The following is a 23,357-nucleotide window of genomic DNA, read 5'->3' as shown; positions in this document are numbered from 1 at the left end:
CATCCAAGTTGTCACAATTGAGGCACTTTTGTACAGGGTCAGCCAGGGTATGAACGGCAATCTGGCGAGGGTTCGGTTGTTTAATCCGGCTAAATGGGGTTGCGGTAAGCGCTCGGTTTTTTCAAACGATGGGGGCCAGCGAGCAGCGTGAGTTGAACGGGGGAATGCTCTGGAACGGGCGATGACCGATCATCAGCCATCTTGCGCAAACTTGCCTGCCGCCGGACAAGCGGCAGGCTCATTCATCAGTTATCGAGATCCCAGGGGCATTGCTTGACCAGCCCCTCTTTGCCGCTGGCGACGATCGCCTGCTGCACCATCCGTTTGTAGCGATTCTTGATATGGGCGGGCAACGCGGGCACCAGCAGCCGCTCGTCAAACTCCGGCAGCGGGCGATCCGGCAGCACCGCCTGCTCCTGCGGGCTGAGGGGCGGCCGGGAGGCCATATTGCTGGCCGAGATGGTGGGCGTGCCCACCAGCATCTGGCGTTGCAGCGGCGCGCTCAGCAGAAAATCCACCAGCAGGTAGGCGGCCTTGAGCCGTGCGGGATCATCCCCGACATGGCGGGCGATGGAGATCGCATCGAGGGCATAGATGGCCCCCTCCTGCACCATGGCGATCCGCCACTGCTGATCGTTCTGCTTGTTGCACTCCACCAGCTCCAGCCCCCAGGTGGTGGCAAAGGTCTGCTGGCGCAGATCCTCACAGCGGTTGGCCTGATTGAACCAGAAGCCGCGACTGGCTCGCAGCCGCTGCGAGAGCTGCTGCTCCACCTCTTGCTGCAAGGTCTTGTCGGCCAGCATCTCGCCGCTGGCAAACAGGGCGGGCGACTTGCCCAGCGAGAGCAGCACCGAAAAGAGCAGCGGCTCGAACTGGTCGCAGAACTCGGCAAACTGGCCTGGCGGCGAGCTGTTGGCGAGCACCTGCCAACTGGTCGGCGCTTGCGGCACCTGCTTGCTGTCATAGGCGAGGCTGAACATGGCGTAGGAGAAGGGCACCGAGTAGTTGCGCTCCCCCTGCTTGTCATACTCGGTGTTCTTGAGTGCGGGCTTCACCTCGGCGTAGTGCTGCAGGCGACTGAAATCGATGGGGAGCAGCAGCTTGAACAGCGGCTGGTGATGGGCCTTGTAGAAATAGCTGGTCGGCAACACCACATCGGCGCTGCGGGTGCGCAGGGCGCGGTAGACGCTGTCGAAATCGGTCAGCAGCGGCTCGATCCGGCTGACCGTCGCCTCCACCCCATGGGCTTTGGCGTAGTCGGCAAACTGTTGTTCATAACCCGCAGGCAGATAGCCCCACTCCAGCAATCTGAGCTGAACCGGGGCCGCCAGCGCCGGGGTCATCCCCAACAACCAGCAAAGAGGCAGTAGACGCATGGCCGGGCACTCCTGACAGGTAAACCTTGTTGGAGTATAGGCCCATGCGCCGACGCGTCAGACCATCAGCTCGGCGCCCATGCTCGCCAGAATGGAGAGGCTGACCACCGCAAACAGCACGCCGGTCACCAGATTGAGCGGCCGCTGCACCCGCAGCAGCAGGCGCTGGGCGCGATCGGTGGAGAGGCTCCACGCCAGCAGCCCGAACCAGCAGAGGGAGATGATGAAGAGCTCGCCCACCAGCAGGCTGCGGGTCATCCCGTCCACCTCTGGTGTCACCATGGCGGCCAGCAGACCGATAAAGAACACCAGCGCCTTGGGGTTGAGCAGATTGGTGGCAAGGCCCGTGCGCACGCCCCTGCCCCAACCATGCAGCTCGTTGGCGGCGTTGGCCATCACGGTACTGCTCTGCTGCCGAGCCGCCATCAAGGCGCCCCACCCCAACCAGCCCAGATAGAGGGCGCCGCAGCACTTGATCACCATAAACAGCAGCGGGTGGCTGGCGATCAGCATGCTGATCCCGGTCAGGCTCAGGGTGGCGTGCACCATGATCGCCAGCGAGATGCCCAGCGCCGCGCCAAGGGCGGTCGGCCGGTGCAGACTGGTGCGCAGGATCAGGGCGAAATCGGGGCCGGGGCTGGCCAGTGCAATGAGGTGCATCAGGCCGAGGGTAACGAACAGACTGGTCAGCATAACAACTCTCGCTTTAACGACGGAGAGCCAGCATGGCGGATCAGCGGGGGGCGCGGCTTGTAAAAGATTGCATCTGGGCACGAAATTCGGCGGGCGTCAGACCGAATGCCTGGCGAAAGCCGTGGTGGAAGTGACTCTGATCGAAGAAGCCGACCGCCAACGCCACCTCGCTCACCGCCATCCCGCTCGCCAGCAGCCGTTTGCCCTGCTCCAGCCGCAGCCGTTTCAGCCAGGCGTAGGGAGTCATGCCGCTGCGCTTCTTGAACTGGCGCAGGAAGGCGAAACGGTCGAGCCCGAGCAGCCCCGCCAGCTCTTCCAGCGAGTGGGGCTCGTCGAGGGCGGCCATCAGGTAGTCGCGCAGGAATCGCAATTGGGGATCCGCCAACTGGTGTACCTCGGGGGCCAGATGCAGCAGCTCCCCCAGCAGGGCAAGCAGCTGGCTCTCGATCAGCAGGCCATCGGCCTTGGGGTTGTCGAGATAGCCGTGCAGCTGGGCAAAGCCCTGATAGAGGTCGGGGCGGCTCTGCAATCCCTTGTCGAAGAAGGGTTCCGGCTGCTCCGGCAGCCAGAGCGCCAGCTGCTGCGGATCGATGGCGAAGACCCGCACCTCGTACCCTTCCGGCAGCAGGCTGAGGCCGTCGTGCACCTCATCCGGGTTGACGGTAGAGAGCACCCCGCGCACCAGATGGTGGCTGTTTCCCTTATGGATAAACTTCTGGCCACCCCGCTGCACCAGCCCGATATGGTAGTCGAGATGGACATGGCGGCCGTAGCTGAACGCCCTGTGGTGGGAGTGTGACAGCTCGACCCCCGGCAGGTGCGGGGATTGCCAGTAGCGGATGAGGGAATCGGTGGTATTCATGGCTTATAGATACACCAGAAGCGGGCCTTGGACTTGTAGATTATTGCACGCAAGCCCCTCTCAACGCCCCCACAGCCGAGGGGTTGGTTCTACCAGCGAGGCGAGCGGCACCCGCTCCACCATCTGACGTATATGTTGCACCAGTTCGGGATTGCCATCCCCCAACGACTTGTTCAGCACAATATGCACCTGCAGCGGGGTGACCGGCAGGTAGATGAGGCGGGTCGCCGCAGGAAGTTTGGCGCGAAAATGGTTGGCGGAAATATCGTTGGAGAAGAGCGCGGCATCAATCCGCCTGCGCAGCAACTTCTGCATGTTGCCATGCTCCCAGCTGAGCTGGGAGAGGGTGTCGATGTGGATCTGCGGATGCTGCAACAGCAGCGGCACGATCGCCTGACTCGACCAGCCGATGGTGGTGCCGTAGAGATCTTCTTGCCGTTCGACCGAGTGAAGCCGCGATGGCACCAGTACCACCAACACCGGCCGCAGCAGCAACAGGTGGGGGTCTATATAGCGGAAGTGACGAGCACGCTCGGGACTGTAACTCAGCAGCGGGGTCAGATCGCACTCGCCGCTCTCGAGGTTGCTGAGCAGCCGCGCCACATTGAGCCCCTGCCACTCGATGGTGCGTCCGATTACGGGTTCGATATGACGGCGAAAGTAGTCGATCACCGGCCCGGAGACCTCGCCCTGCTGATCGATGGTGACCAGCGGCGCCAGCTGAAAGACGCATCCCCGCAGGGGCGCGTTGATCGCCACGGCCTGGCTGATGGTCATAAGAGGGAGAAGAAGTGCCGATAGCAGTAATAACAAACGCATAGCCGAACGAGAGATGCCCATAGGTGCCGACCCGATGCCCTGATAGCCATCAGCATGGCACAAGGCAAAGGGGCGGGCTATCCGCTCCCGCCGCGCTTCGACCTCTTGTGCCCCCTACTCCCATGACCAATGGGCCCCCGTTTTATTGCGGTGAAAATCAATACTTCCGCGGCTTTGATGGATTTTGGTCTCTTGAGATATAGTGCGGCCCCATTCATCAAACCGGCGGATGAGCGCCCCGCCGGACAGGTAGATTCATGAGACTGTTTTTGCTGTTGTTGTCGTTGTTTGCTGCGACCGTAAATTCTGATGAAAAGCCGCGCCTGCCCTATTACGACTGGGGTCGCTGCCCGTTTGAAGGTTGCACCTATCAGACTTGGACCACCAAGCAAGAGGTGATCGTCAGAGCCGAGCCATCCCTGACGGCCAAAGAGCTGTTCCGGCTACCCCGCGGCCAGCAGGTGGAAGGACTAACCGGGGTCGTCATTACCGAACAACCGGGGATCGTCGAGATACTCAGGTCGGTCAAGCTGGGCTATAGCAAGGAGGGAAAAGGGCCACTGTTGAATATGAAGGCAGGGGAAACGCTTTATATCCTCGGCGGACTGGGCGAAGGCAACAGCCTGTTCTGGTACAAGGGCAAAACCTACATCCTCGATTATGACTATGCGCGCAAAGAGATCAGATACGGCCGGTCACCGCAGAACCTGTGGTGGGTAAAAATCCGGGACAAGCAGGGGCGTGAGGGTTGGGTTGCCGAAGCCAAAAACTTCGCCCATATGGACCGTTTCGAATAGTGACAGCCAGCCCACCGAGATCGGGGAGCTGGCCGTGGATGACTCACTGCTTGGGTTGCAGCTTCATCTCTTGCAGATACTCCAGCACCTGGGTTTTGTAGTCCGCCTGATAGGAGAACTTGGTGCTGTCGCACGCCGCGATCAGGTTCACCGCGGTGCAGAACAGGGTGGCTGCCAGCAGCCCCTTGCCAACCCACTGCGGATAACGGCGGCTCCAGCGCACCAGTAACAGCAGGATCGGGAACAGGGCGTAGGGGAAGATCAGCATCAGGTGCCAGTAGTTGAAGATGATGGGCGAGAGCGCCGCACTCACCAGCACCGCCAGCACCGCCGCCAGCGTATAGAGACCGAGCCAGCTTTCACCATCCACTGGCGCGCGGTCGCTACGCAACAGACGCGGCTTGAGTTCGCGCCACAGCTGCCAGTTGGCCTTGGCCGCCAGCAGCACGGTCGCCGAGCCTACCCCGTAGATCACCACCCGCCACAGCCAGACTGCCGCCATCTGCAGGTATTCGTGCCCAGCCAGCCAGATGAACTGGGTGTCGTTGACCAGCTTGCTGGCAAACAGCCAGGAGCCGTAGCGCAGCCAGTAGAGCACTGATTTCAACACCGGATAGACATGCACCAGACCCCAGCCGATATAGCGCTGACGCGCCTCGGGATCGACGTTCTGGGTAATATGGCTGTTGCTCATCACTTCCATGGCGTAAGGGATCAGGGAAGCACCGATCAGCAGGGTTGCCACCACAACCCCGCTCCAGCTCACCTTGAGAATACGGCGCCAGAACAGATAGGTGGACATTACCGCCAGCAGCGGCCAGGAGTAGTGCAGTTGCATCGCCATGCCGATAGCCAGCAGGTGGACGATCATGTGCCAGAAGGAGGCCCGCTCGCGCATATGCCAAGCCGACCAGCAGTGCATGGCCGAGAAGAGGAACAGATAGGAGGGGTTGTAGAGCAGACTCTCGTACTGGAACCAGGGGTTGAGCCAGCAGAGCACCAGAAACAGCAGACGCACCCTGTCATCAAACACCTGACGGATCACTGCATCAAACAGCAGGAATCCGACCAACCGCATCGCCAGTAGCAACACCATGGGGGCATAGGGAGAATCCCACAGCAGCAGCGGCCCGCCGATCAGCCAAGCCGACAAGCTCCCCGGCACATTGCCCACCGCACTCGCCGCATTGCCATAGCTGAGCCAGACCCCCTCATAAGCCCCAAGGTAACCCTTGTAGAGCATCTGGGTCTGATCGCCGGTGAGGAGTTGGTGGCATAAGAACAATGCGCTACAAAATAGACCTAATAATAACACCCCCCCCCATAAAACTCCGTGACTTGATTTTGAATTATAATTATTTTTTAACACGGACATCTCCAACACGCTTATTAAAACCACTTAATATGGATATATAACCCACCAAGTTTTCCATGTCTATAATACTAACACAGCTATCTTGCCATGCCATTTACCAACCTAGTTACCACATTAACATACGTTCCTCTGGTGATGCCTCATAGAATTCCCCAGCTTTGCCGAGCAGATCATAAAAAAAAGTACTCTCCAGCGGCCCCTGAACCTGACACAACGTATCAGTTCTTTTAAAATAAATTTAAACTTAATGACTGATGCGCTAAGCCAGGAATAGTTTTTGCTTAAAAAATAGAATAACGATATGTAAAACTCTTTTTCTATATTAATATTTCTTGTCGTACTTCCACCACCAAGATGCACTATTTTAGAAGATGGTACATAACTCACCTTCATATTCTCACGCTGCAACCTCAAACAAATATCCTCTTCTTCACAATATAAGAAATAGTTGCTATCGAAGCCGCCGACTTTAAAGTAATCACTTTTTCTAAAACACATTGCAGCCCCAGAGCCCATCTCGACATAAATAGGCTCACAGTACTCTTTCTTACGATCAGGAAATCTACGCCCTTTAAAAGCACAATATACTTTATCACCAAAAATAGAATTTATTATTCCTGGTAGATAAGCAAATGATGCCGTTCGTCTACCATCAACTTCATAAATAGAAGGAATCGAAAGAGACACTTGATTATTTTTTTCCATGTAGGAAATCAACTCTTTCAGAGCGTTTTTTTCTACTGTTGTATCATTATTTAAAAATAAAATATAGTCACCAACAGCATTATTTGCGCCAATAACATTCCCCATAGCGAAACCATGATTTATTTTATTCTTTATGAGCCGAATATGACTGCAATTTATTTTATTTAAGCCTGCTGCCAACAGTTCAACATCTGCAGATAATGAACTATTATCGACAACAATAATTTCAAAATCTTGATAATCACTTTGCAACAGGCTCTCAATACATTTAATAGTGTATATTGATGAGTTGTAGTTCAATAAAACTATTGAAATCATATCTCCCCCAAGTAAAAGACATTCCAGCTTGTCACACTTCTTCTCTATGTGCTTCATTTAGTGAAGTAATTAATAATGAAAAACATACAAAGAAAAATACAATCCCAGAATTATGGCTAATAAATGCTTGGGAAAGACTGTAATCTATGAGTGTTAGCGATGCCACAGCCATTAAAATATAATTCATCGATAAACTTTTTTTATACTTATAAAAAACTGATATTGGATAAAAATATACTAAACAAAGTGCAAACAATCCAATTATGCCACGTTTCGCCATCTCATCCAAAAACTGATTGTGAGCATGATAGTTGAAGTTATATATAAACTCAGAAATTTTACCCTGCGCTAACTGTTGCTTGTGTATCTGCCGAATACCATTATTACCCCAGCCAAATATTGGTTTTTTTTGAAAAGCATCCCAAGCACTTGACCACAATTGAAATCTAATACCTAAAGATGTATCCAGATTCTCACCATCAATGAACTGAACTATATCACTTTTTGCTGTTTTAATTCTGTCTAACACTCCAGTCTGAGGAGTTGAAACAATACCAAAACCACCAATAACAATGCATGTAAATACCCATAACAAATAACGACGACCTGATCTTTGATAATGCATAACTATTGTGGTGATAATGACCGGAAGCAACACCCAGCCTCCTCTAGTGCCAGAGAGAAAACTCCCCAACATCCCCATCAGACATGCCGCAAGCATAATTTTAGAAAAAACGTACTCATTATTTTCTCTATGCCAAAAATATGCACACAGACAAAACAGACCGAGTGTCATACTTATATTTCCTGATTGAATAGGCATTCCATCACCAAATGCACGCTCCATGCCAATATATATCTTGTCATATATTGCAATGAAACCGGATATGACAGCACCCAAAGCGAATCCGGATATGATGGAAACGAGGTGTACTCGATGTTTGGATAATAATGGTAAAATAATGGCCGCCATTAAGGCTCTACTGGGTCTGTCTAGTTCTTTGAGTGCACCATTATCCAAGGAAATCGATATGGCCTGAACCATAAAATAAAAAATAAATATCCAGAAAAGGATCTTCGCCTCTCGTGACATGGCTAACCAATAATCAGCTCGCCAAAAAACAAACAGGCTCATTATTGATAATAAAACTGGACCATATGAATAACCACTAGGAATAGCTAAGCAAAGAGCACCAAACAAAAATGCTGATGTTTGTACTAAGTTATGAGTCAGATGGCTGCGAAAAGGCATGATCAGTGGTGAGCAGATGGCCATTCATTACTTCCTGAATACATAATTACCGCGAATTTTGCGCCACAGCCCGAATACATCAGTGCGGGGGAAGATGGCGATCCGGCGGATCTGGAAAGGGTCCTGGTGCATCGCTTTGGGGCCGCTATTGGTAGCGACGGCAAAACGATACCCAGCGGTGATAGCCTGTTCCTTGGCACTCTCGTTCATATCTCCGTAAGGGTAGGCGAACGAGAGCAACGGATGACCAAGCAGGGCCTCCAGTTGGCGTTTATTCTCCTGAATTTCATGGGCTTGTTGTTCGGGTGTGAGCTTGCTCAAGCGGGGGTGAGTCAGGGTATGACCCCCAATCTCCACATGACCGCTAGCGGCCAGCGCCTTGATCTGCTCACCACTCATCAATGAAACCTTGGTGTCCGGATTGGTCGGATGCTCCACATCCCAACGGTTATAACCTTCGCCGGTAACCACGTACACCACGGCTTTGTAACCATATTTTTCCAGCAGTGGCAGCATGCGGGTCAGGTTGTCCTGATAGCCGTCATCGGCAGTGATCATCAGGTACTTCTTGCCGTATTGCAGACGGTGGATAAAGCCATTGTCCGCCAAATCGCGGAAAGTCAGGGTCTCGTAGCCGAGCCACTTCATCAGGCGTAGGTGCTTTTCGAACATGGCGATTGGCATCCAGGTGCCGTGCACCCCTTTCTCGCTATCCTGCTCGATAAAGCGGTGGTACATGATGACCGGCATCTCGCGGCGCAGGGTTTCGACTAAGGCATCCTGGTAGATGGATTCCAGCCCGGATACCACACCCTGCAAGCCATACTCATCCTGAATGCGTTGGCGAATGGCTTCCGGCACCACCTTGTTCGCAAGCGCAGATTCAACCTCTCCCTTCAACCCAGCAAAATCGATAGCCAGATCCTTGGGACCAATATCACCGAAGTTGCTGGCAAACGCCTCATCCAGATTCTGTTCCGTCACCAGACCGATGGCCTTGGCCTCACCGATGGCAAAGGCGGGCCGACCGCAAAGCAGCGCTTCCATCGCTACCCGACCGGCGCCGATCACCAGATCGCTACCCGCCAGCAGAGCAGGCACATCATCGACATAACCAACAAACTCGGCACGGCCTTCGAAACGGGCAAAGCGCTCCGGCACCTTGGTACCGCTGACAATCCGCACCCGACAGGCATCAAGATCAAGCACTTCATCGAGCAGGCGGTAACAGAGCTCCCCTTTGGGGCCACTTAGGCGACCTATGATGGCGATCACCGGCTTGGGATTCTCAGGAGCTGGCACAGGCTGGAATTTGTCGGTTTCGATACCATTGCGCAGCACCTGCACGATCGCAGGATCGACCCCCAGATTGTCGACAATCTGATGGGCAATATCCTCACAAACGGCAACAGCCCTAAACCCAAGAGCATGGAAGGCTTTGCGCGAAGCATGCACCGGCTGGCGACCATGAACCGTGGTGATCATCGGGGTGCCAGTCAGCTTGCAGGCCACATAACTGCTCCAGCCGGAGGCGCGGGAGTGAGCATGCACCAACTGGATATGGTGCTTCTTGATGAGATAGATGAGGTAGAAGACATGCCAGAAGCGGCGCAGAATGCTGCGCTTGTTGAATCTCAGCTTGAAGACGGGGCCAAGCGTCGGCTTGGTCAGGGTATCTGACACATAAAAGACGTTGTGACCACGCCGGGTCAGTTCGTTACCGACCGTGGTGGCATAGACCTCAGCTCCCGTTACCTCGAGCTGGGAGAGTGCCATCAATATATTCATCACGCGGTTACCCGGTAGAGAAGAGAGGAACGGCAAGCAGCCACAGAGACCAGAAACCGGAAGCAGGCGAGTGCCCACTTCCGGTTTTGCGCTCAAACTGCCGCGTTGTGCTCACCTGTTAGCGGTTGAGCCAGGCCATGTAATCCGCTACCCCTTCGGCAACGGTTTTGAACTCGGCGTCATAACCCACGCTGCGCAGCTTGGTCATATCAGCCTGGGTGAAGCTCTGGTAGCGGCCCTTGAGGTGATCCGGGAAGGGAATGTACTCAATGGCTCCCTTCTGATGATGCTTGATCACCGCTTCGGCCACGTTCTGAAACGGCTCGGCACGGCCGGTACCGCAGTTGAAGATGCCGGAGTGTTGCGGATTCTGCCAGAACCACAGGTTTACCTTGCAGACGTCGTCGATATAGATGAAGTCACGCATCTGACCACCGTTCGGGAAGCCATCGCAACCTTCGAACAGCTTGGGATTCTCGCCCTTCTTCACCTGGGTATTGAGGTGGAAGGCGACGGAAGCCATGGAGCCTTTGTGCTGCTCGCGCGGGCCGTAGACGTTGAAGTACTTGAGGCCAACGACCTGAGAGTTGATCTCCGGCATCCAGCGGCGCACGTACTGGTCAAACAGCTGCTTGGAGTAACCGTAGACGTTGAGCGGCTGTTCGAACTTGGGATCTTCGATGAAGTTGTCGTTGCGGCCACCATAGGTCGCGGCAGAAGAGGCGTAAATGAACGGGATTTCACGCTCGATGCAGTAGTGGAACAGATCCTTGGAGTACTCGTAGTTGACCTCCATGATGAACTTGCCGTTCCACTCGGTGGTGGCAGAGCAGGCGCCTTCGTGGAAGATCACCTCGATGCCGTTGTCCCACTCTTCAAACTCGTCGCCGGAGACGATGCGAGCCTGAAACTCGTCTTTGTCCATGTAGTCAGCGATGGTCAGATCGACCAGGTTGACGAACTTGGTGCCGTCGGTCAGGTCATCAATGACCACGATATCGGTCCGTCCTTGAGCGTTCAGCTGCTTGACCAGATTGCTGCCGATAAAGCCAGCACCGCCAGTTACTACGATCATGGAGTTTGCCTCTCGTACGTTGATGGCTACATGTGACTGCTTGTTAAAGCTGTGTATAGTGAGCCAATTTGAAATTGCCGAAAAGTTTATCACGGGCCGCCCGGGGATTCGACCTTGTTCAAAACTGCCCCGTTCGGAACCTGTTGGAGGAATGAGTGATGAAAACCAGAGACAGGATCATTCACAGCGCGACCGAGCTGTTCAACGATCAGGGTGAACGCAACATCACCACCAACCACATTGCGGCGCACATGGGTATCAGCCCGGGCAACCTCTACTACCACTTCCGCAATAAAGAAGACATCATCCACTCCATCTTCGACCAGTATGCCCGTCACCTGAGCGAGAGCTTCGTGCCGACCCGCAACCGTGAAATCACCCTGCAGGATTTGATGGGTTATCTCGATGCCATCTTCTATCTGATGTGGCAGTTCCGCTTCTTCTACGCCAACCTGCCAGACATCCTGAGCCGTGACGAACCGCTGCAACAGAAGTACCTCAAGGCCCAGGAGCAGATGCGCTCCTCCGTGGTCGCCCTGCTCAGAAGCCTGCGCGAAGGGGGCATCATAGATGTCAGCGATGAAGACCTGCCGGATCTGGGCCAGACCATCAAGATGGTGGTGACCTGCTGGATCCCCTTCCAGATTGCCCAGGCCCCCAACACCCGCATCACCAAACCGCTGCTCTATCAGGGCGTATTAAAGGTGCTGTTCCTGCTGCGCCCCTATGTGCAACCCCAGGTAGCCGGACAGATCCAGCAGCTGGAACTTCACTACCGTCAGCTGGCCCAACCAGCTGGGTGAGATCTGTTTCACATTTGTTGAATATCAGCACAATCATTTGAATTTACCGCAACAGATTGCAGTAAAATGTCGCCCTCTGTTGATACGCAGCTGAAATAGCCAATAAGGATCGAGGATGTCTAACGGATTCTATCGTCACCTGACCGAGCAACTGAACCAGGTGCAAGCTGAAGGGTTGTACAAGCAGGAGCGCATCATCACCTCCGCCCAACAGGCCAGCATCGCCGTCGGCGGTGAGCAGGTACTGAACTTCTGTGCCAACAACTATCTGGGGCTGGCCAACCACCCGGATCTGATCGCTGCCGCCCATCAGGGGCTCGACAGCCACGGCTTCGGCATGGCCTCGGTGCGCTTCATCTGTGGCACCCAGGATCAGCACAAAGCGCTGGAGCAGAAGATGTCTGCCTTCCTCGGCACCGAAGATACCATCCTCTACTCCTCCTGTTTCGATGCCAATGGCGGTCTTTTTGAAACCCTGTTCGGCGCCGAAGATGCCATCATCTCCGATGCCCTCAACCACGCTTCCATCATCGACGGCGTGCGACTGTGTAAGGCCAAGCGTTATCGCTACGCCAACAACGACATGGCCGAACTGGAAGCCCAGCTCAAACAGGCTGACGCCGATGGCGCCCGCTTCAAGCTGATCGCCACCGACGGTGTCTTCTCCATGGATGGGGTCATCGCTGACCTCAAATCCATCTGCGATCTGGCAGACAAATACGATGCGCTGGTGATGGTGGATGACTCCCACGCCGTCGGCTTTATCGGTGAAAATGGTCGTGGCACCCACGAATATTGCGGCGTGATGGATCGGGTCGACATCATCACCGGCACCCTGGGCAAGGCGCTCGGCGGCGCGTCCGGTGGCTATACCTCCGGCAAGAAAGAGGTGATCGACTGGCTGCGTCAGCGCTCCCGCCCGTACCTCTTCTCCAACTCGCTGGCCCCCTCCATAGTCTCTGCCACCATCAAGGTGATCGACATGCTGGCGGAAGGTCACGACCTGCGCGCACGTCTGAAAGAGAACAGCCGTTACTTCCGCGAGCGGATGAGCGACGCTGGCTTCACTCTGGCTGGCGCCGACCACGCCATCATTCCGGTGATGCTGGGGGATGCCAAGCTAGCCTCCGAAATGGCGAGCCGCATGCTGGCAGCCGGCATCTATGTGGTGGGCTTCTCCTTCCCGGTCGTGCCCAAGGGTCAGGCGCGTATTCGCACCCAGATGTCTGCCGCCCACACCCGCGAGCAGCTGGACAAGGCGATCGACGCCTTTATCCGCATCGGCCGTGAACTCGGCGTTATCTGATTTGAATCAAGGGGCTGCAGCCCCTTTTTTTAGCATTCATATTGAAGGAACAGCCATGAAAGCACTCTCCAAACTGCACAAAGAGGTCGGCATCTGGATGACGGATGTGCCGGCCCCCGAGCTCGGCCACAACGACCTGCTGATCAAGATCCGCAAAACCGCCATCTGCGGCACCGATATCCACATTTACAACTGGGACGAGTGGTCCCAGAAGACCATTCCGGTACCCATGGTGGTCGGCCACGAATATGTCGGGGAAGTGGTCGCCATCGGTCAGGAGGTGCGCGGCTTCGCCATCGGCGATCGGGTCTCCGGTGAAGGGCATATCACCTGCGGTCACTGCCGTAACTGCCGCGCCGGACGCACTCACCTCTGCCGCAACACCATCGGCGTTGGTGTCAACCGCCCGGGCGCCTTTGCCGAATATCTGGTGATCCCCGCATTCAACGCCTTCAAGCTGCCGGACAACATCCCGGACGAGCTGGCCGCCATCTTCGACCCGTTCGGCAATGCGGTGCACACCGCCCTCTCCTTCGATCTGGTGGGTGAAGATGTACTCATCACCGGAGCAGGCCCCATCGGCATCATGGCCGCCGCAGTCTGCCGCCATGTGGGTGCGCGCCACGTAGTGATCACCGACGTCAACGAATACCGGCTGGAACTGGCCCGCAAGATGGGCGCCACCCGCGCAGTCAACGTGGCCAAGGAGAAGCTGGCCGACGTGATGAGCGAGCTCGGCATGACCGAAGGGTTCGACGTGGGGCTGGAGATGTCCGGCGTCCCGAGCGCCTTCCAGGAGATGCTCGACAAGATGAACCACGGCGGCAAGATCGCCATGCTCGGTATCCCCCCCTCCACCATGGCCATCGACTGGAACAAGGTGATCTTCAAGGGGCTGTTTATCAAAGGGATCTATGGCCGCGAGATGTTCGAGACCTGGTACAAAATGGCCAGCCTGATCCAGTCCGGGCTGGATCTCTCCCCCATCATCACACACAGATTCCACATCGACGAATTCCAGCAGGGGTTCGATGCGATGCGCTCCGGCCACTCCGGCAAGGTGATCCTGAGCTGGGACAAATAACCCATTTCACCCCTTGGTTACTCGAAACCCGGCGAATGCCGGGTTTCTTTTTATCTCCACCACCCAAATTGCCGTGATATCTGCCAAAACTTTGTACGCAGAGTGTTTAACACTTCACACACAAGCGTTTAAATGGCTGTAACTATTCGGTTATAATCCCGTCGTTTACATGGATAATAAAAGACTGCTGGGAGTATATGAGCGTGTTGAAAAAACTGAGCTATTTGCTGGCTGTCGGGATGACGGCCGCCAGCTTGTCTGGGGCAGTGCTTGCTGCCGATGAGATGTCACCGGAAGCCATTGCCGAGCGGATCAAACCAATCGGTCAGGTCTATACCGCCAAGGATCTGGAAGGTATTGCCGGCGCGAGTGCTGCACCGACGGCGGCCGCCTCTTCCGGTCCCCGCGATGGCGAAACGGTATACAAGGGCGCCTGCTTTGCCTGTCACGACACCGGCGCCGCCGGTGCCCCCAAACGGGGTGACAAGGCAGCCTGGGATCCTCGCATCGCCCAGGGCATTGATACTCTCAAGAAACATGCCATTGAAGGCTTTACCGGCAAGTCCGGCATGATGCCTCCGCGCGGCACCTGTGCGAACTGTAGTGATGAAGAGATTGAAAACGCCATCCACTACATGATCGACAAGCTGTAAGTATTTGAAAGGGCCGCAATTGCGGCCCTTTCAATCTATCGGCTTCCGACTACTCTTGTAAGGTAGACATATCGGGAGTTGCACATGTCGGCCCAATCCATCGAACCCCACTACTCAACTCCTCTGTTGGCGTTGGTCTCTGCCATTATGGACTTCCCGGCGCCACAAACCGCCACATCTGACGATTACGATGCCCTGATCCAGCAGATTGACCAACTCTGCCCGCTGCAACATTTCGGCATGCTGGGCCTCTCCGATACCGGTCTGAACTGGCTTTACGCCTACAAGGTCAGCGACATCTTCAAGCAACAGCTGGGTCGGGAGCAGTCCCGCATCACCGATCAGCTCACCCAGCTGGATGAGGCCGAAGGGTGGTGCGTCTTCCCCATCGAGCATGGCCAGATACAGTGGTTGCTGGCGCGCGGCACCCCCGCCGACCTGCCGACCCTGCGCCTGCTGCTGGAGTGTCTGGCCAAACGGCTGACCGAAACCCAGGCGGGCTCCCATCTCACCGAGCTCCCTTCGCCGCTGATTCGCAAAGACCCGAACTGGAAAAAGAAAATCGAGAGCATCAGCCGCATCATGCGGCTCGCCAATACCCTGCCGGCTCAGGCGCTCTTCTCCCAGCTGGAAGCGGTACTGCGCCAGATGCTCACCATTGAGGACATGCTGCTGGTCAGGTTAACCAGTCAGAAGCTGGAAAAGATCTACCCTGCCCATCCCCATCAGGGAGACGAGTTCATCAGCGGCTTGTGCCACAGCACCAGCAATATCGAGGTGAGCAGGGAGTCACGCTACTGGCACAGCATGCCGCTGCGGCTGCAACAACAGTACTTCGCCCACTTCATCATCAGCACGGCTCAACCGCTGGAGACCGACGACAAGCTGTTTCTCGACTTCCTGCGTGGTCAGCTCACCCTGCTGCTGGAGCTGAGACGGATCCGCCAGCAGCTCAACGACATCAATACCGAAGACTCCATCAACCAGCGGCTGCAACAGCTGCGTCAGACCAACCTCAGGCTGCAAAAGCAGCTCAAGCAGCATCAGGAGCTGGAACGGCGGCTGCAATTCGATGCGCTTCACGACCCGCTGACCCAGCTGCCCAACCGCGCGCTGTTGATGAACCACCTCAACCATGCCATGACCCACTACAACCGCTACAAATCGCCGGGATTTGCGGTGATATTCATCGATGTGGATCACTTCAAACAGATCAATGACACCCTGGGCCACAGCGCTGGCGATCAGCTGCTCAAGGAGGTGAGCCGCCGCCTGCAGACCTGCATCCGGCAAAACGATCTGGTGGCCAGACTGGGGGGCGACGAATTTGTCATCTATCTGGACAGCAGCAAGAGCGACGATGACATCAGCCCGGTGCTCAACCGCATTATCAGCCGTCTCTCCTACCCGTTCCGGCTACTCGGCAACGAGTTGAGCATTACCGTCAGCCTTGGGGTATCGAGCGTCTCCGAGCAAACCTCAGATATCAGCCAGCTGCTCCATCAGGCCGATCTGGCCATGTATCAGGCCAAGCGCAATGGTCGCAGTCGCATCGTCAGCTACTCGGATGATTGCATCAACCAGAACTGGAATTCGCCGGAAGAGATGCTGGCCAGAGCCCTGCGGGAGGGGCGTATCGTCCCCTACTTCCAGCCGGTGATCCGGCTGCAGGATAGCCGCCTGACCGGACTGGAGGTGATGGCGCGCTGGCTGACCGAGGAGGGGATTCTGAAGGATGCGTTCGACTTTATTCCGCTGGCAGAGCAGTGCGGTCTGATACTGGAGCTGGATTACCAGATCCTGCGTCACACCTGCCAACAGCTGAAGAACTGGCTGCCAATCTCCGGGCAGGGCAAGTTCAAGGTCGCCATCAATCTGTCGGGCAAGCATCTGGTCAACCATGACCACATCATGCGGCTGATGGGAATTATCGAAGAGGAAGGGGTCGCCCCCGGCTATCTGATTTTTGAATTCAACGAGCGGGAGCTGTCGCGACAAGATTCCGATGCACTGGCATCCCTGCATGACCTGAGGGCCAAGGGTATCCAGATCAGCCTCGATGATTTTGGTACTGGCTTCTCCTCTCTCAACGCCCTGTTCCACTTCCCGGTGGATTACATCAAGGTGGATGACAGCTTTACCCAGCGGATGCTGCAATCGCCCAAAGATTTGGCGCTGATCCGCGCCATGCGGGATATCTGTCAGGATCTCGATTACACCCTGGTAGTCGAGGGGATCGAGAACCAGCAGCAATTGCAGAAGCTGATTGATATCGGCTGCCGGATGGGGCAAGGGCGCTATATCTCTCCGCCCATGCCGGGAGCAGATATAGTACCGCTACTGACCCCAGCCAATCCTTAGAGTTAATCCTTCTTGAACAACGCCCGCAGGTTGGCAACACCGACCTGCCCCTTCTGCTGGCGCTCCTCGGCAGTCACCTTCTTCTGGTTTTCCCATTCAAGATCATCCTGCGGCAGCTCCAGCAGGAAGCGGCTCGGCTCTGGCCGTACCGACTCGCCAAACTGACGCCGCTCCTTGCAGAGGGTAAAGGTCAGTTCGGTCTGAGCCCGTGTGATCCCCACGTAGGCGAGACGCCGCTCCTCCTCCACATTGTCCTCGTCGATGCTGGTCTGGTGGGGCAGCAAGCCCTCCTCCATCCCCACCATATAGACATAGGGGAACTCCAACCCCTTGGAGGCATGCAACGTCATCAACTGCACCTGATCGGCGTCGTCCTCCCCCTCGTTGCGCTCCATCATGTCACGCAGGGTGAGGCGAGTGACCACCTGAGCCAGCGTCATCGACTCCTCCAGCTCATCCCCTTCCAGCATCTCGGTGATCCAGCGATAGAGGGTGGAGACGTTCTGCATCCGCATTTCGGCCGCTTTCGGGCTGGGGGAGGTCTCGTAGAGCCACTCTTCGTAGTGGATCTCCTTGATCATGTCCCGCACCGCCTCCACCGGATTGCCACGCAGCGCCTGATCGCCAAGGCGTACCAGCCAGTTGGTGAAGGCCTGTAATGCAGTGAGGCCACGGCCGGATAGGTGCTGCTCCAGCCCCAGCTCGAAGCTGGCGGCAAACAGACTCTTGCCGCGCTGGTTGGCATACTGACCCAGTTTTTCGAGGGTGGTGGGGCCAATCTCGCGGCGCGGCAGGTTGACCACCCTCAGGAAGGCGGTGTCCTCATCCGGATTCACCAGCAGCTTGAGGTAGGCCATGATGTCCTTGATCTCGGTGCGGGAGAAAAACGAGGTACCGCCGGAGATACGATAAGGAATCCGGTTGGTCATCAGCGCCTTCTCGAAGATGCGCGACTGATGGTTGCCCCGATAGAGGATGGCGTAATCCTTGAACCGGGTGCGGTTCATAAACTTGTGGCCCATCATCTCGGCAGCGATCCGCTCCGCTTCGTGCTCCTCGTTCTTGGCGAACAGCACCTTGAGCTTCACCCCCTCATCCAATTCGGAGAAGAGCGCCTTGTCATAGACGTGCGGGTTGTTGGCGATCAGGATGTTGGCGCACTTAAGGATCCGCCGCTTGGAGCGATAGTTCTGCTCCAGCTTGATCAGCTTGAGGCTGGGGAAATCCTCGCTCAGCAGCACCAGGTTCTGCGGCTTGGCACCGCGCCAGGAGTAGATGGACTGGTCATCATCCCCTACCACGGTAAAACGGGCCCGCTCGCCGACGATCTGCTTCACCAGCTCGTACTGGCTGGTGTTGGTGTCTTGGTACTCATCGACCAGCAGATAGCGGATCTTGTTCTGCCAGCGCTCGCGCACCTCCTGATTGCTCTTGAGCAGCAGGGTCGGCATCACGATGAGGTCGTCAAAATCCAGCGCGTTATAGGCCACCATCTGGCGGTGATAACGCTCATAGAGCTGGGCCATCAACACCTCGTCCGGCCCGCGAGCAATACGCATGGCGCGGGCGGGCAGGATAAGGTCGTTCTTCCAGTTGGAGATTTGGCTGATAAGGGCCGAGAGCTTGTCCTTGTCGTTGTCGAGCTCGTCTTCAGTCAATTCTTTCAGCAGCGCCAGCTGGTCGGTGTCATCGAACAGGGAGAAGTTCGCCTTGAGATTCAAGCTCTTGTGCTCACGACGAATGATATCGAGCCCCAGGGTATGGAAGGTGGAGACCATCAGCCCCCGCGCCTCCTTGCGGCCCAAAGTCTGGCCGACCCGCTCCTTCATCTCCCGCGCCGCCTTGTTGGTAAAGGTGACCGCTGCTATGTTGCGCGCACTGTAGCCGCACTGCTGCACCAGATAGGCAATCTTGTTGGTGATGACGCGGGTCTTGCCCGATCCGGCACCCGCCAGCACCAGGCAAGGGCCGGAAACATACTTGACCGCTTCGTTCTGATTGGGGTTGAGCTTCATGGGCCGGATCTCTTGGCTTATGATGAGGGGCGGCATTGTACCAGAAATCTCTCGATGAGCCGTACCTGCTGCACGGCAGGCAACCGCCCATCGGGCTTATCGCGCCTTGTGTTCGGGCGCTATTTTCAGGATCATGACCGACCTTTCGAGATGATGACTTTTTCCGGATGATGAGGGGAGCATGAATCAGCAACAGCACGACCAACTACGCAGCCAGTTTCCGGCCTTGGCGCAGGAGGTAAACGGCCACCCTCTGGTCTATCTGGACAACGCCGCCACCACCCAGAAGCCGCGCGCGGTACTGGATGCCATCGCTCACTACTATCGGGCCGACAACGCCAATGTGCACCGTGCCGCCCATGCTCTGAGTGGCCGCGCTACCCGCGCCTTTGAGGCTGCCCGCGAGACGGTCGCCCGCTTTATCAATACACCCCGCAGCCAAGAGGTGATCTGGACCCGCGGCACCACGGAGGCGATCAATCTGGTGGCCCAGAGCTGGGGGATGAGCGAGCTCAAAGCGGGGGACGAGATCATCCTCAGCACCCTGGAGCACCACGCCAATATCGTCCCGTGGCAACTGGTCGCCCAGCGTACCGGCGCGGTGATCCGGGTGATCCCCCTCAATGAGCGGGGCGATCTCGATCTGGCCGCCTATCACGCCATGCTGGGGCCACGTACCCGATTGGTGAGCGTGGCCCATGTTTCCAATGCCCTCGGCACCGTCAATCCGGTCACCCGGATAGTAGAGGCCGCCAAAACGGTTGGCGCCGTGACGCTGATCGACGGCGCCCAGGCGGTGGCTCATCTCGAGGTGGATGTGCAAGCCATCGGTTGCGACTTCTACGCCTTCTCCGGTCATAAACTCTATGGCCCGACCGGCATCGGCGTGTTATGGGGCCGCACCGAGCTGTTGGAACAGATGCCGCCCTGGCAAGCCGGTGGCGAGATGATCGATCGGGTCAGTTTCAGCGGCACCACCTTCAATACCCTGCCCTTCAAATTCGAGGCGGGCACCCCCCATATCGCTGGCGCTATCGGCCTCGCCGCCGCCATCGACTTTGTGATGGAGCAAGACCGGCAATGGCTCGCCAAGCATGAGCAAGTACTGACCGACTATCTGGTCGCTGGCCTGCAACAGGTGCCGGGGTTGCGTCTGGTCGGCGAGCCCGGCCAACGCGCCGGTGCTGTCTCTTTCTTGCTCGACGACATCCACCCGCAAGATGCTGCTACCCTGCTCGACATGCAGGGGATCGCCCTGCGAGTCGGCCATCACTGCGCCATGCCGCTGATGGAGTCGCTCGGGATCGGTGGCACCATGCGCGCCTCGCTGGCTTGCTACAACAATCGGGACGATGTCGACGCCCTGCTGGCCGCCCTGCACAAACTCAGTGACTTCTTCTAAGGCAGACAACCGAATGAGTGACCTCGCAAGCTATACCCAGATTGGCCTTGAGCCCAACGCCGACACCATCCGCCAGCAGTTTGCCGCCGCTCATGGCTGGGAGAACCAGTACCGGCTCATCATCCAGCTCGGCAAGCAGCTGCCAGCGCTACCCGCCGAATGGCAACAGGAGGAGTTCCGCCTCAAGGGGTGTGAAAGCCAGGCCTGGCTGAAGGGAGAACAAAGCGAGGATGGCTGCTGGCACTTTGCCTGTGATTCCGATGCCCGCATCGTGCGGGGCCTTATCGTCATCGTGCTGGCGGCACTCAACCACCAATCGTCTGCGGCGATCCAGGCTTTTGATATGGAAGGGTATTTCACCGAACTGGGACTTGAGAAACACTTGAGCCCGTCACGAGGTAACGGGCTCAGAGCGATCGTGCTGGCGATCCGGAAGCAGGCTGTCTAACCCGCTCTATGCAGAGGTCGATTAGGCTTCATCAATCGACCCGGCTTCTTCATTCCCGGCCTCTTTCTCGGCGCGGGCGCCCCGCTCGGCAATCTTTTTCAATACCCGGGACGCGGCAACCAGCCCAAAGGTTGCCGTCACCGGCGTCACGGCACCAAAGCCGGAAGCGCAATCCATCTTCATGGTGCCATCGCTGGCCGCTTTGGCCTGACAGGTACCGCCATTGCCATCCGGATAACTCAACTGCTCGGTTGAGAAGACACACTCCACCCCGAACTTGCGCGCCGGATTCTTGCTGAAGTTGTGCAGCCGACGCAGGTCGGAGCGCACCTTGGCAGCCAACGGGTCCTGAATGGTCTTGGCCAGATCGGCCACGGTGATCTGGGTCGGGTCCATCTGCCCGCCAGCACCGCCGGCCACGATCACCGGGATCTTGTTGCGCTTGCAGAAGGCTATCAGCGCCACCTTGGCCTTGACCGAGTCGATAGCATCCACCACATAGTCAAACTCCCGCTTGATATGCTCGGCCAGGTTATCGGCGGTGACGAAATCGTCTACCTCGATCACGTCACAATCCGGATTGATGGAGCGAATGCGCTCGGCCATCACCTCGGTCTTGAGGCGACCAACCGTCCCCTGCATAGCGTGGATCTGGCGATTGGTGTTGGTGATGCATATATCATCCATGTCGATCAGGGTGATCTGGTTGATACCGGCACGGGCCAGCGCCTCCGCCGCCCAGGAGCCCACGCCGCCGATCCCCACCACACAGACCTTGGCCTGGCTAAAGGAACGCAGTGCGCTCTGACCATAAAGACGGGCAATGCCCCCGAATCGCTGTAGATATTCTGCTTTCATACCACCACCTTGCTTGAGGGCGGCCATTATAGCGACAACCACCGCCAGCGGCGATGGCATAACCGGAGAAAATCGGGGAGGAAGAACAGAGAAAACGGCAGAGAAGAGAGAATAAAAGGTCAGTTATTAGACGATTTTATGAATTGTAGGCAATAAAAAACCCCGCTCGATGAGCGGGGTTTCTTGTATTGAGTGCCTGGCAGTGTCCTACTCTCGCATGGCGAATGCCACACTACCATCGGCGCTACCGCGTTTCACTTCTGAGTTCGGCATGGGTTCAGGTGGTTCCACGGCGCTATGGCCGCCAGGCAAATTCTTCAATCTGAGAAAGCTGACGTGAGTAGTGATGTTGCGCTTGGCTTGTCACTATCACTGAATTAGTAGTTCGCTTAGGTTTGCTACAAGCCTTAGAACACTTCTTGGGTGTTGTATGGTTAAGCCTCACGGGTAATTAGTATGGGTTAGCTCAACACGTCGCCGCGCTTACACACCCCACCTATCAACGTTGTGGTCTCCAACGGCCCTTTAGGACCCTCAAGGGGTCAGGGATGACTCATCTCAGGGCTCGCTTCCCGCTTAGATGCTTTCAGCGGTTATCGATTCCGAACTTAGCTACCGGGCAGTGCCACTGGCGTGACAACCCGAACACCAGAGGTTCGTTCACTCCGGTCCTCTCGTACTAGGAGCAACTCCCTTCAATCATCCAACGCCCACGGCAGATAGGGACCGAACTGTCTCACGACGTTCTGAACCCAGCTCGCGTACCACTTTAAATGGCGAACAGCCATACCCTTGGGACCGACTTCAGCCCCAGGATGTGATGAGCCGACATCGAGGTGCCAAACACCGCCGTCGATATGAACTCTTGGGCGGTATCAGCCTGTTATCCCCGGAGTACCTTTTATCCGTTGAGCGATGGCCCTTCCATTCAGAACCACCGGATCACTATGACCTACTTTCGTACCTGCTCGACCTGTCCGTCTCGCAGTTAAGCTGGCTTATGCCATTGCACTAACCTCCTGATGTCCGACCAGGATTAGCCAACCTTCGTGCTCCTCCGTTACTCTTTGGGAGGAGACCGCCCCAGTCAAACTACCCACCAGGCACTGTCCGCGAGCCCGATTCAGGGCCCTGCGTTAGAACATCAAACATACAAGGGTGGTATTTCAAGGACGGCTCCAGCGCAACTGGCGTCACGCCTTCAAAGCCTCCCACCTATCCTACACATGTAGGTTCAATGTTCAGTGCCAAGCTGTAGTAAAGGTTCACGGGGTCTTTCCGTCTAGCCGCGGGTACACCGCATCTTCACGGCGAATTCGATTTCACTGAGTCTCGGGTGGAGACAGCATGGCCATGGTTACACCATT

19 protein-coding genes and 2 rRNA genes (1 of these 21 cut by a window edge) are annotated in these 23,357 nt (G+C 56.4%); 8 read left to right on the top strand and 13 right to left on the bottom strand.

Going from position 1 to position 23,357, the window contains the following annotated elements; translation table 11 throughout:
* Positions 1–245: 245 nt before the first annotated feature.
* Genes ACTG2U_RS13635 through ACTG2U_RS13620 form a run of 4 tightly spaced genes read right to left on the bottom strand, consistent with a single transcriptional unit; the run spans position 246 to position 3,708 of the window.
* The gene (locus tag ACTG2U_RS13635) at positions 246–1,376 is read right to left on the bottom strand and encodes an ABC transporter substrate-binding protein (RefSeq protein ID WP_439974606.1); all 1,131 of its coding nucleotides are present in this window, start codon (positions 1,374–1,376) and stop codon (positions 246–248) included.
* Positions 1,377–1,433: 57 nt separating this feature from the next.
* A complete protein-coding gene (locus ACTG2U_RS13630; protein ID WP_439974605.1) occupies positions 1,434–2,069 on the bottom strand; it encodes a LysE family translocator in 636 nt (211 codons plus the stop codon).
* A gap of 40 nt (positions 2,070–2,109) precedes the next feature.
* Positions 2,110–2,931, bottom strand: coding sequence for a helix-turn-helix transcriptional regulator (locus ACTG2U_RS13625; protein ID WP_005357044.1), 822 nt, complete (start codon positions 2,929–2,931; stop codon positions 2,110–2,112).
* A gap of 60 nt (positions 2,932–2,991) precedes the next feature.
* Positions 2,992–3,708 carry a substrate-binding periplasmic protein gene (locus tag ACTG2U_RS13620; RefSeq protein WP_439974604.1) on the bottom strand — a complete coding sequence of 239 codons (717 nt, stop codon included), beginning with the start codon at positions 3,706–3,708 and terminating at the stop codon, positions 2,992–2,994.
* Positions 3,709–4,007: 299 nt separating this feature from the next.
* On the opposite strand from ACTG2U_RS13620, the gene ACTG2U_RS13615 reads away from it, so the two are divergent.
* Positions 4,008–4,547: a hypothetical protein gene (locus ACTG2U_RS13615; protein ID WP_224969224.1), complete on the top strand. Its 540-nt coding sequence runs from the start codon at positions 4,008–4,010 to the stop codon at positions 4,545–4,547.
* A 43-nt stretch (positions 4,548–4,590) separates the two neighbouring features.
* Here the strand turns inward: ACTG2U_RS13615 and ACTG2U_RS13610 are convergent, their stop codons facing one another.
* From ACTG2U_RS13610 to rfaD, 5 genes are all read right to left on the bottom strand, one after another.
* The gene (locus ACTG2U_RS13610) at positions 4,591–5,790 is read right to left on the bottom strand and encodes a 3-deoxy-D-manno-octulosonic acid transferase (protein ID WP_224969223.1); all 1,200 of its coding nucleotides are present in this window, start codon (positions 5,788–5,790) and stop codon (positions 4,591–4,593) included.
* 246 nt (positions 5,791–6,036) lie between these two features.
* Entirely contained in the window at positions 6,037–6,945 is a 909-nt protein-coding gene (locus tag ACTG2U_RS13605) for a glycosyltransferase family 2 protein (RefSeq protein ID WP_224969222.1), read from the bottom strand.
* Between the two features lie 31 nt (positions 6,946–6,976).
* On the bottom strand, positions 6,977–8,221 hold the full coding sequence (locus ACTG2U_RS13600; protein ID WP_224969221.1) for an O-antigen ligase family protein: 1,245 nt from the start codon (positions 8,219–8,221) through the stop codon (positions 6,977–6,979).
* A gap of 3 nt (positions 8,222–8,224) precedes the next feature.
* Positions 8,225–9,985, bottom strand: a complete 1,761-nt coding sequence (locus tag ACTG2U_RS13595) for a polysaccharide deacetylase family protein (protein WP_224969220.1) — start codon at positions 9,983–9,985, stop codon at positions 8,225–8,227.
* Between the two features lie 118 nt (positions 9,986–10,103).
* Positions 10,104–11,060 carry an ADP-glyceromanno-heptose 6-epimerase gene (gene rfaD / locus ACTG2U_RS13590; protein WP_005340846.1) on the bottom strand — a complete coding sequence of 319 codons (957 nt, stop codon included), beginning with the start codon at positions 11,058–11,060 and terminating at the stop codon, positions 10,104–10,106.
* Between the two features lie 158 nt (positions 11,061–11,218).
* Between rfaD and ACTG2U_RS13585 the strand changes: the two genes are divergently transcribed.
* The 5 genes from ACTG2U_RS13585 (at position 11,219) to ACTG2U_RS13565 (ending at position 17,267) form a co-directional block, all read left to right on the top strand.
* Positions 11,219–11,863: a TetR/AcrR family transcriptional regulator gene (locus ACTG2U_RS13585; protein ID WP_042054294.1), complete on the top strand. Its 645-nt coding sequence runs from the start codon at positions 11,219–11,221 to the stop codon at positions 11,861–11,863.
* A 115-nt stretch (positions 11,864–11,978) separates the two neighbouring features.
* On the top strand, positions 11,979–13,169 hold the full coding sequence (locus tag ACTG2U_RS13580; protein ID WP_224969219.1) for a glycine C-acetyltransferase: 1,191 nt from the start codon (positions 11,979–11,981) through the stop codon (positions 13,167–13,169).
* 55 nt (positions 13,170–13,224) lie between these two features.
* Complete coding sequence (tdh, locus tag ACTG2U_RS13575; protein WP_005340852.1) at positions 13,225–14,253, top strand: L-threonine 3-dehydrogenase; 1,029 nt, start codon at positions 13,225–13,227, stop codon at positions 14,251–14,253.
* Positions 14,254–14,450: 197 nt separating this feature from the next.
* On the top strand, positions 14,451–14,906 hold the full coding sequence (locus tag ACTG2U_RS13570; RefSeq protein ID WP_041234042.1) for a c-type cytochrome: 456 nt from the start codon (positions 14,451–14,453) through the stop codon (positions 14,904–14,906).
* 84 nt (positions 14,907–14,990) lie between these two features.
* Positions 14,991–17,267, top strand: coding sequence for a putative bifunctional diguanylate cyclase/phosphodiesterase (locus ACTG2U_RS13565; RefSeq protein ID WP_005355671.1), 2,277 nt, complete (start codon positions 14,991–14,993; stop codon positions 17,265–17,267).
* 2 nt (positions 17,268–17,269) lie between these two features.
* Here ACTG2U_RS13565 and rep read toward each other — a convergent pair whose 3' ends face one another.
* Positions 17,270–19,282 carry a DNA helicase Rep gene (rep, locus tag ACTG2U_RS13560; RefSeq protein WP_019444985.1) on the bottom strand — a complete coding sequence of 671 codons (2,013 nt, stop codon included), beginning with the start codon at positions 19,280–19,282 and terminating at the stop codon, positions 17,270–17,272.
* A gap of 181 nt (positions 19,283–19,463) precedes the next feature.
* Here rep and ACTG2U_RS13555 point away from each other — a divergent pair, with 181 nt between their 5' ends.
* Positions 19,464–20,684 carry an aminotransferase class V-fold PLP-dependent enzyme gene (locus tag ACTG2U_RS13555; protein ID WP_439974602.1) on the top strand — a complete coding sequence of 407 codons (1,221 nt, stop codon included), beginning with the start codon at positions 19,464–19,466 and terminating at the stop codon, positions 20,682–20,684.
* A 13-nt stretch (positions 20,685–20,697) separates the two neighbouring features.
* The gene (locus tag ACTG2U_RS13550; protein WP_429012125.1) at positions 20,698–21,132 is read left to right on the top strand and encodes a SufE family protein; all 435 of its coding nucleotides are present in this window, start codon (positions 20,698–20,700) and stop codon (positions 21,130–21,132) included.
* Between the two features lie 21 nt (positions 21,133–21,153).
* Here the strand turns inward: ACTG2U_RS13550 and tcdA are convergent, their stop codons facing one another.
* The 3 genes from tcdA to ACTG2U_RS13535 form a co-directional block, all read right to left on the bottom strand.
* Complete coding sequence (tcdA, locus tag ACTG2U_RS13545; RefSeq protein ID WP_429012124.1) at positions 21,154–21,990, bottom strand: tRNA cyclic N6-threonylcarbamoyladenosine(37) synthase TcdA; 837 nt, start codon at positions 21,988–21,990, stop codon at positions 21,154–21,156.
* A 194-nt stretch (positions 21,991–22,184) separates the two neighbouring features.
* Positions 22,185–22,299: ribosomal RNA gene (gene rrf, locus ACTG2U_RS13540) — 5S ribosomal RNA — on the bottom strand.
* Between the two features lie 121 nt (positions 22,300–22,420).
* A 23S ribosomal RNA gene (locus ACTG2U_RS13535) occupies positions 22,421–23,357 on the bottom strand; it runs 1,953 nt beyond the window's last position.

The sequence above is a fragment of the Aeromonas sp. 95A genome (genome assembly GCF_051919235.1).
Taxonomy (GTDB): Bacteria; Pseudomonadota; Gammaproteobacteria; order Enterobacterales; family Aeromonadaceae; genus Aeromonas; species Aeromonas veronii.
Note: the sequence above shows the minus strand (reverse complement) of the source record. Positions and strands in the feature narration are given on the sequence as shown.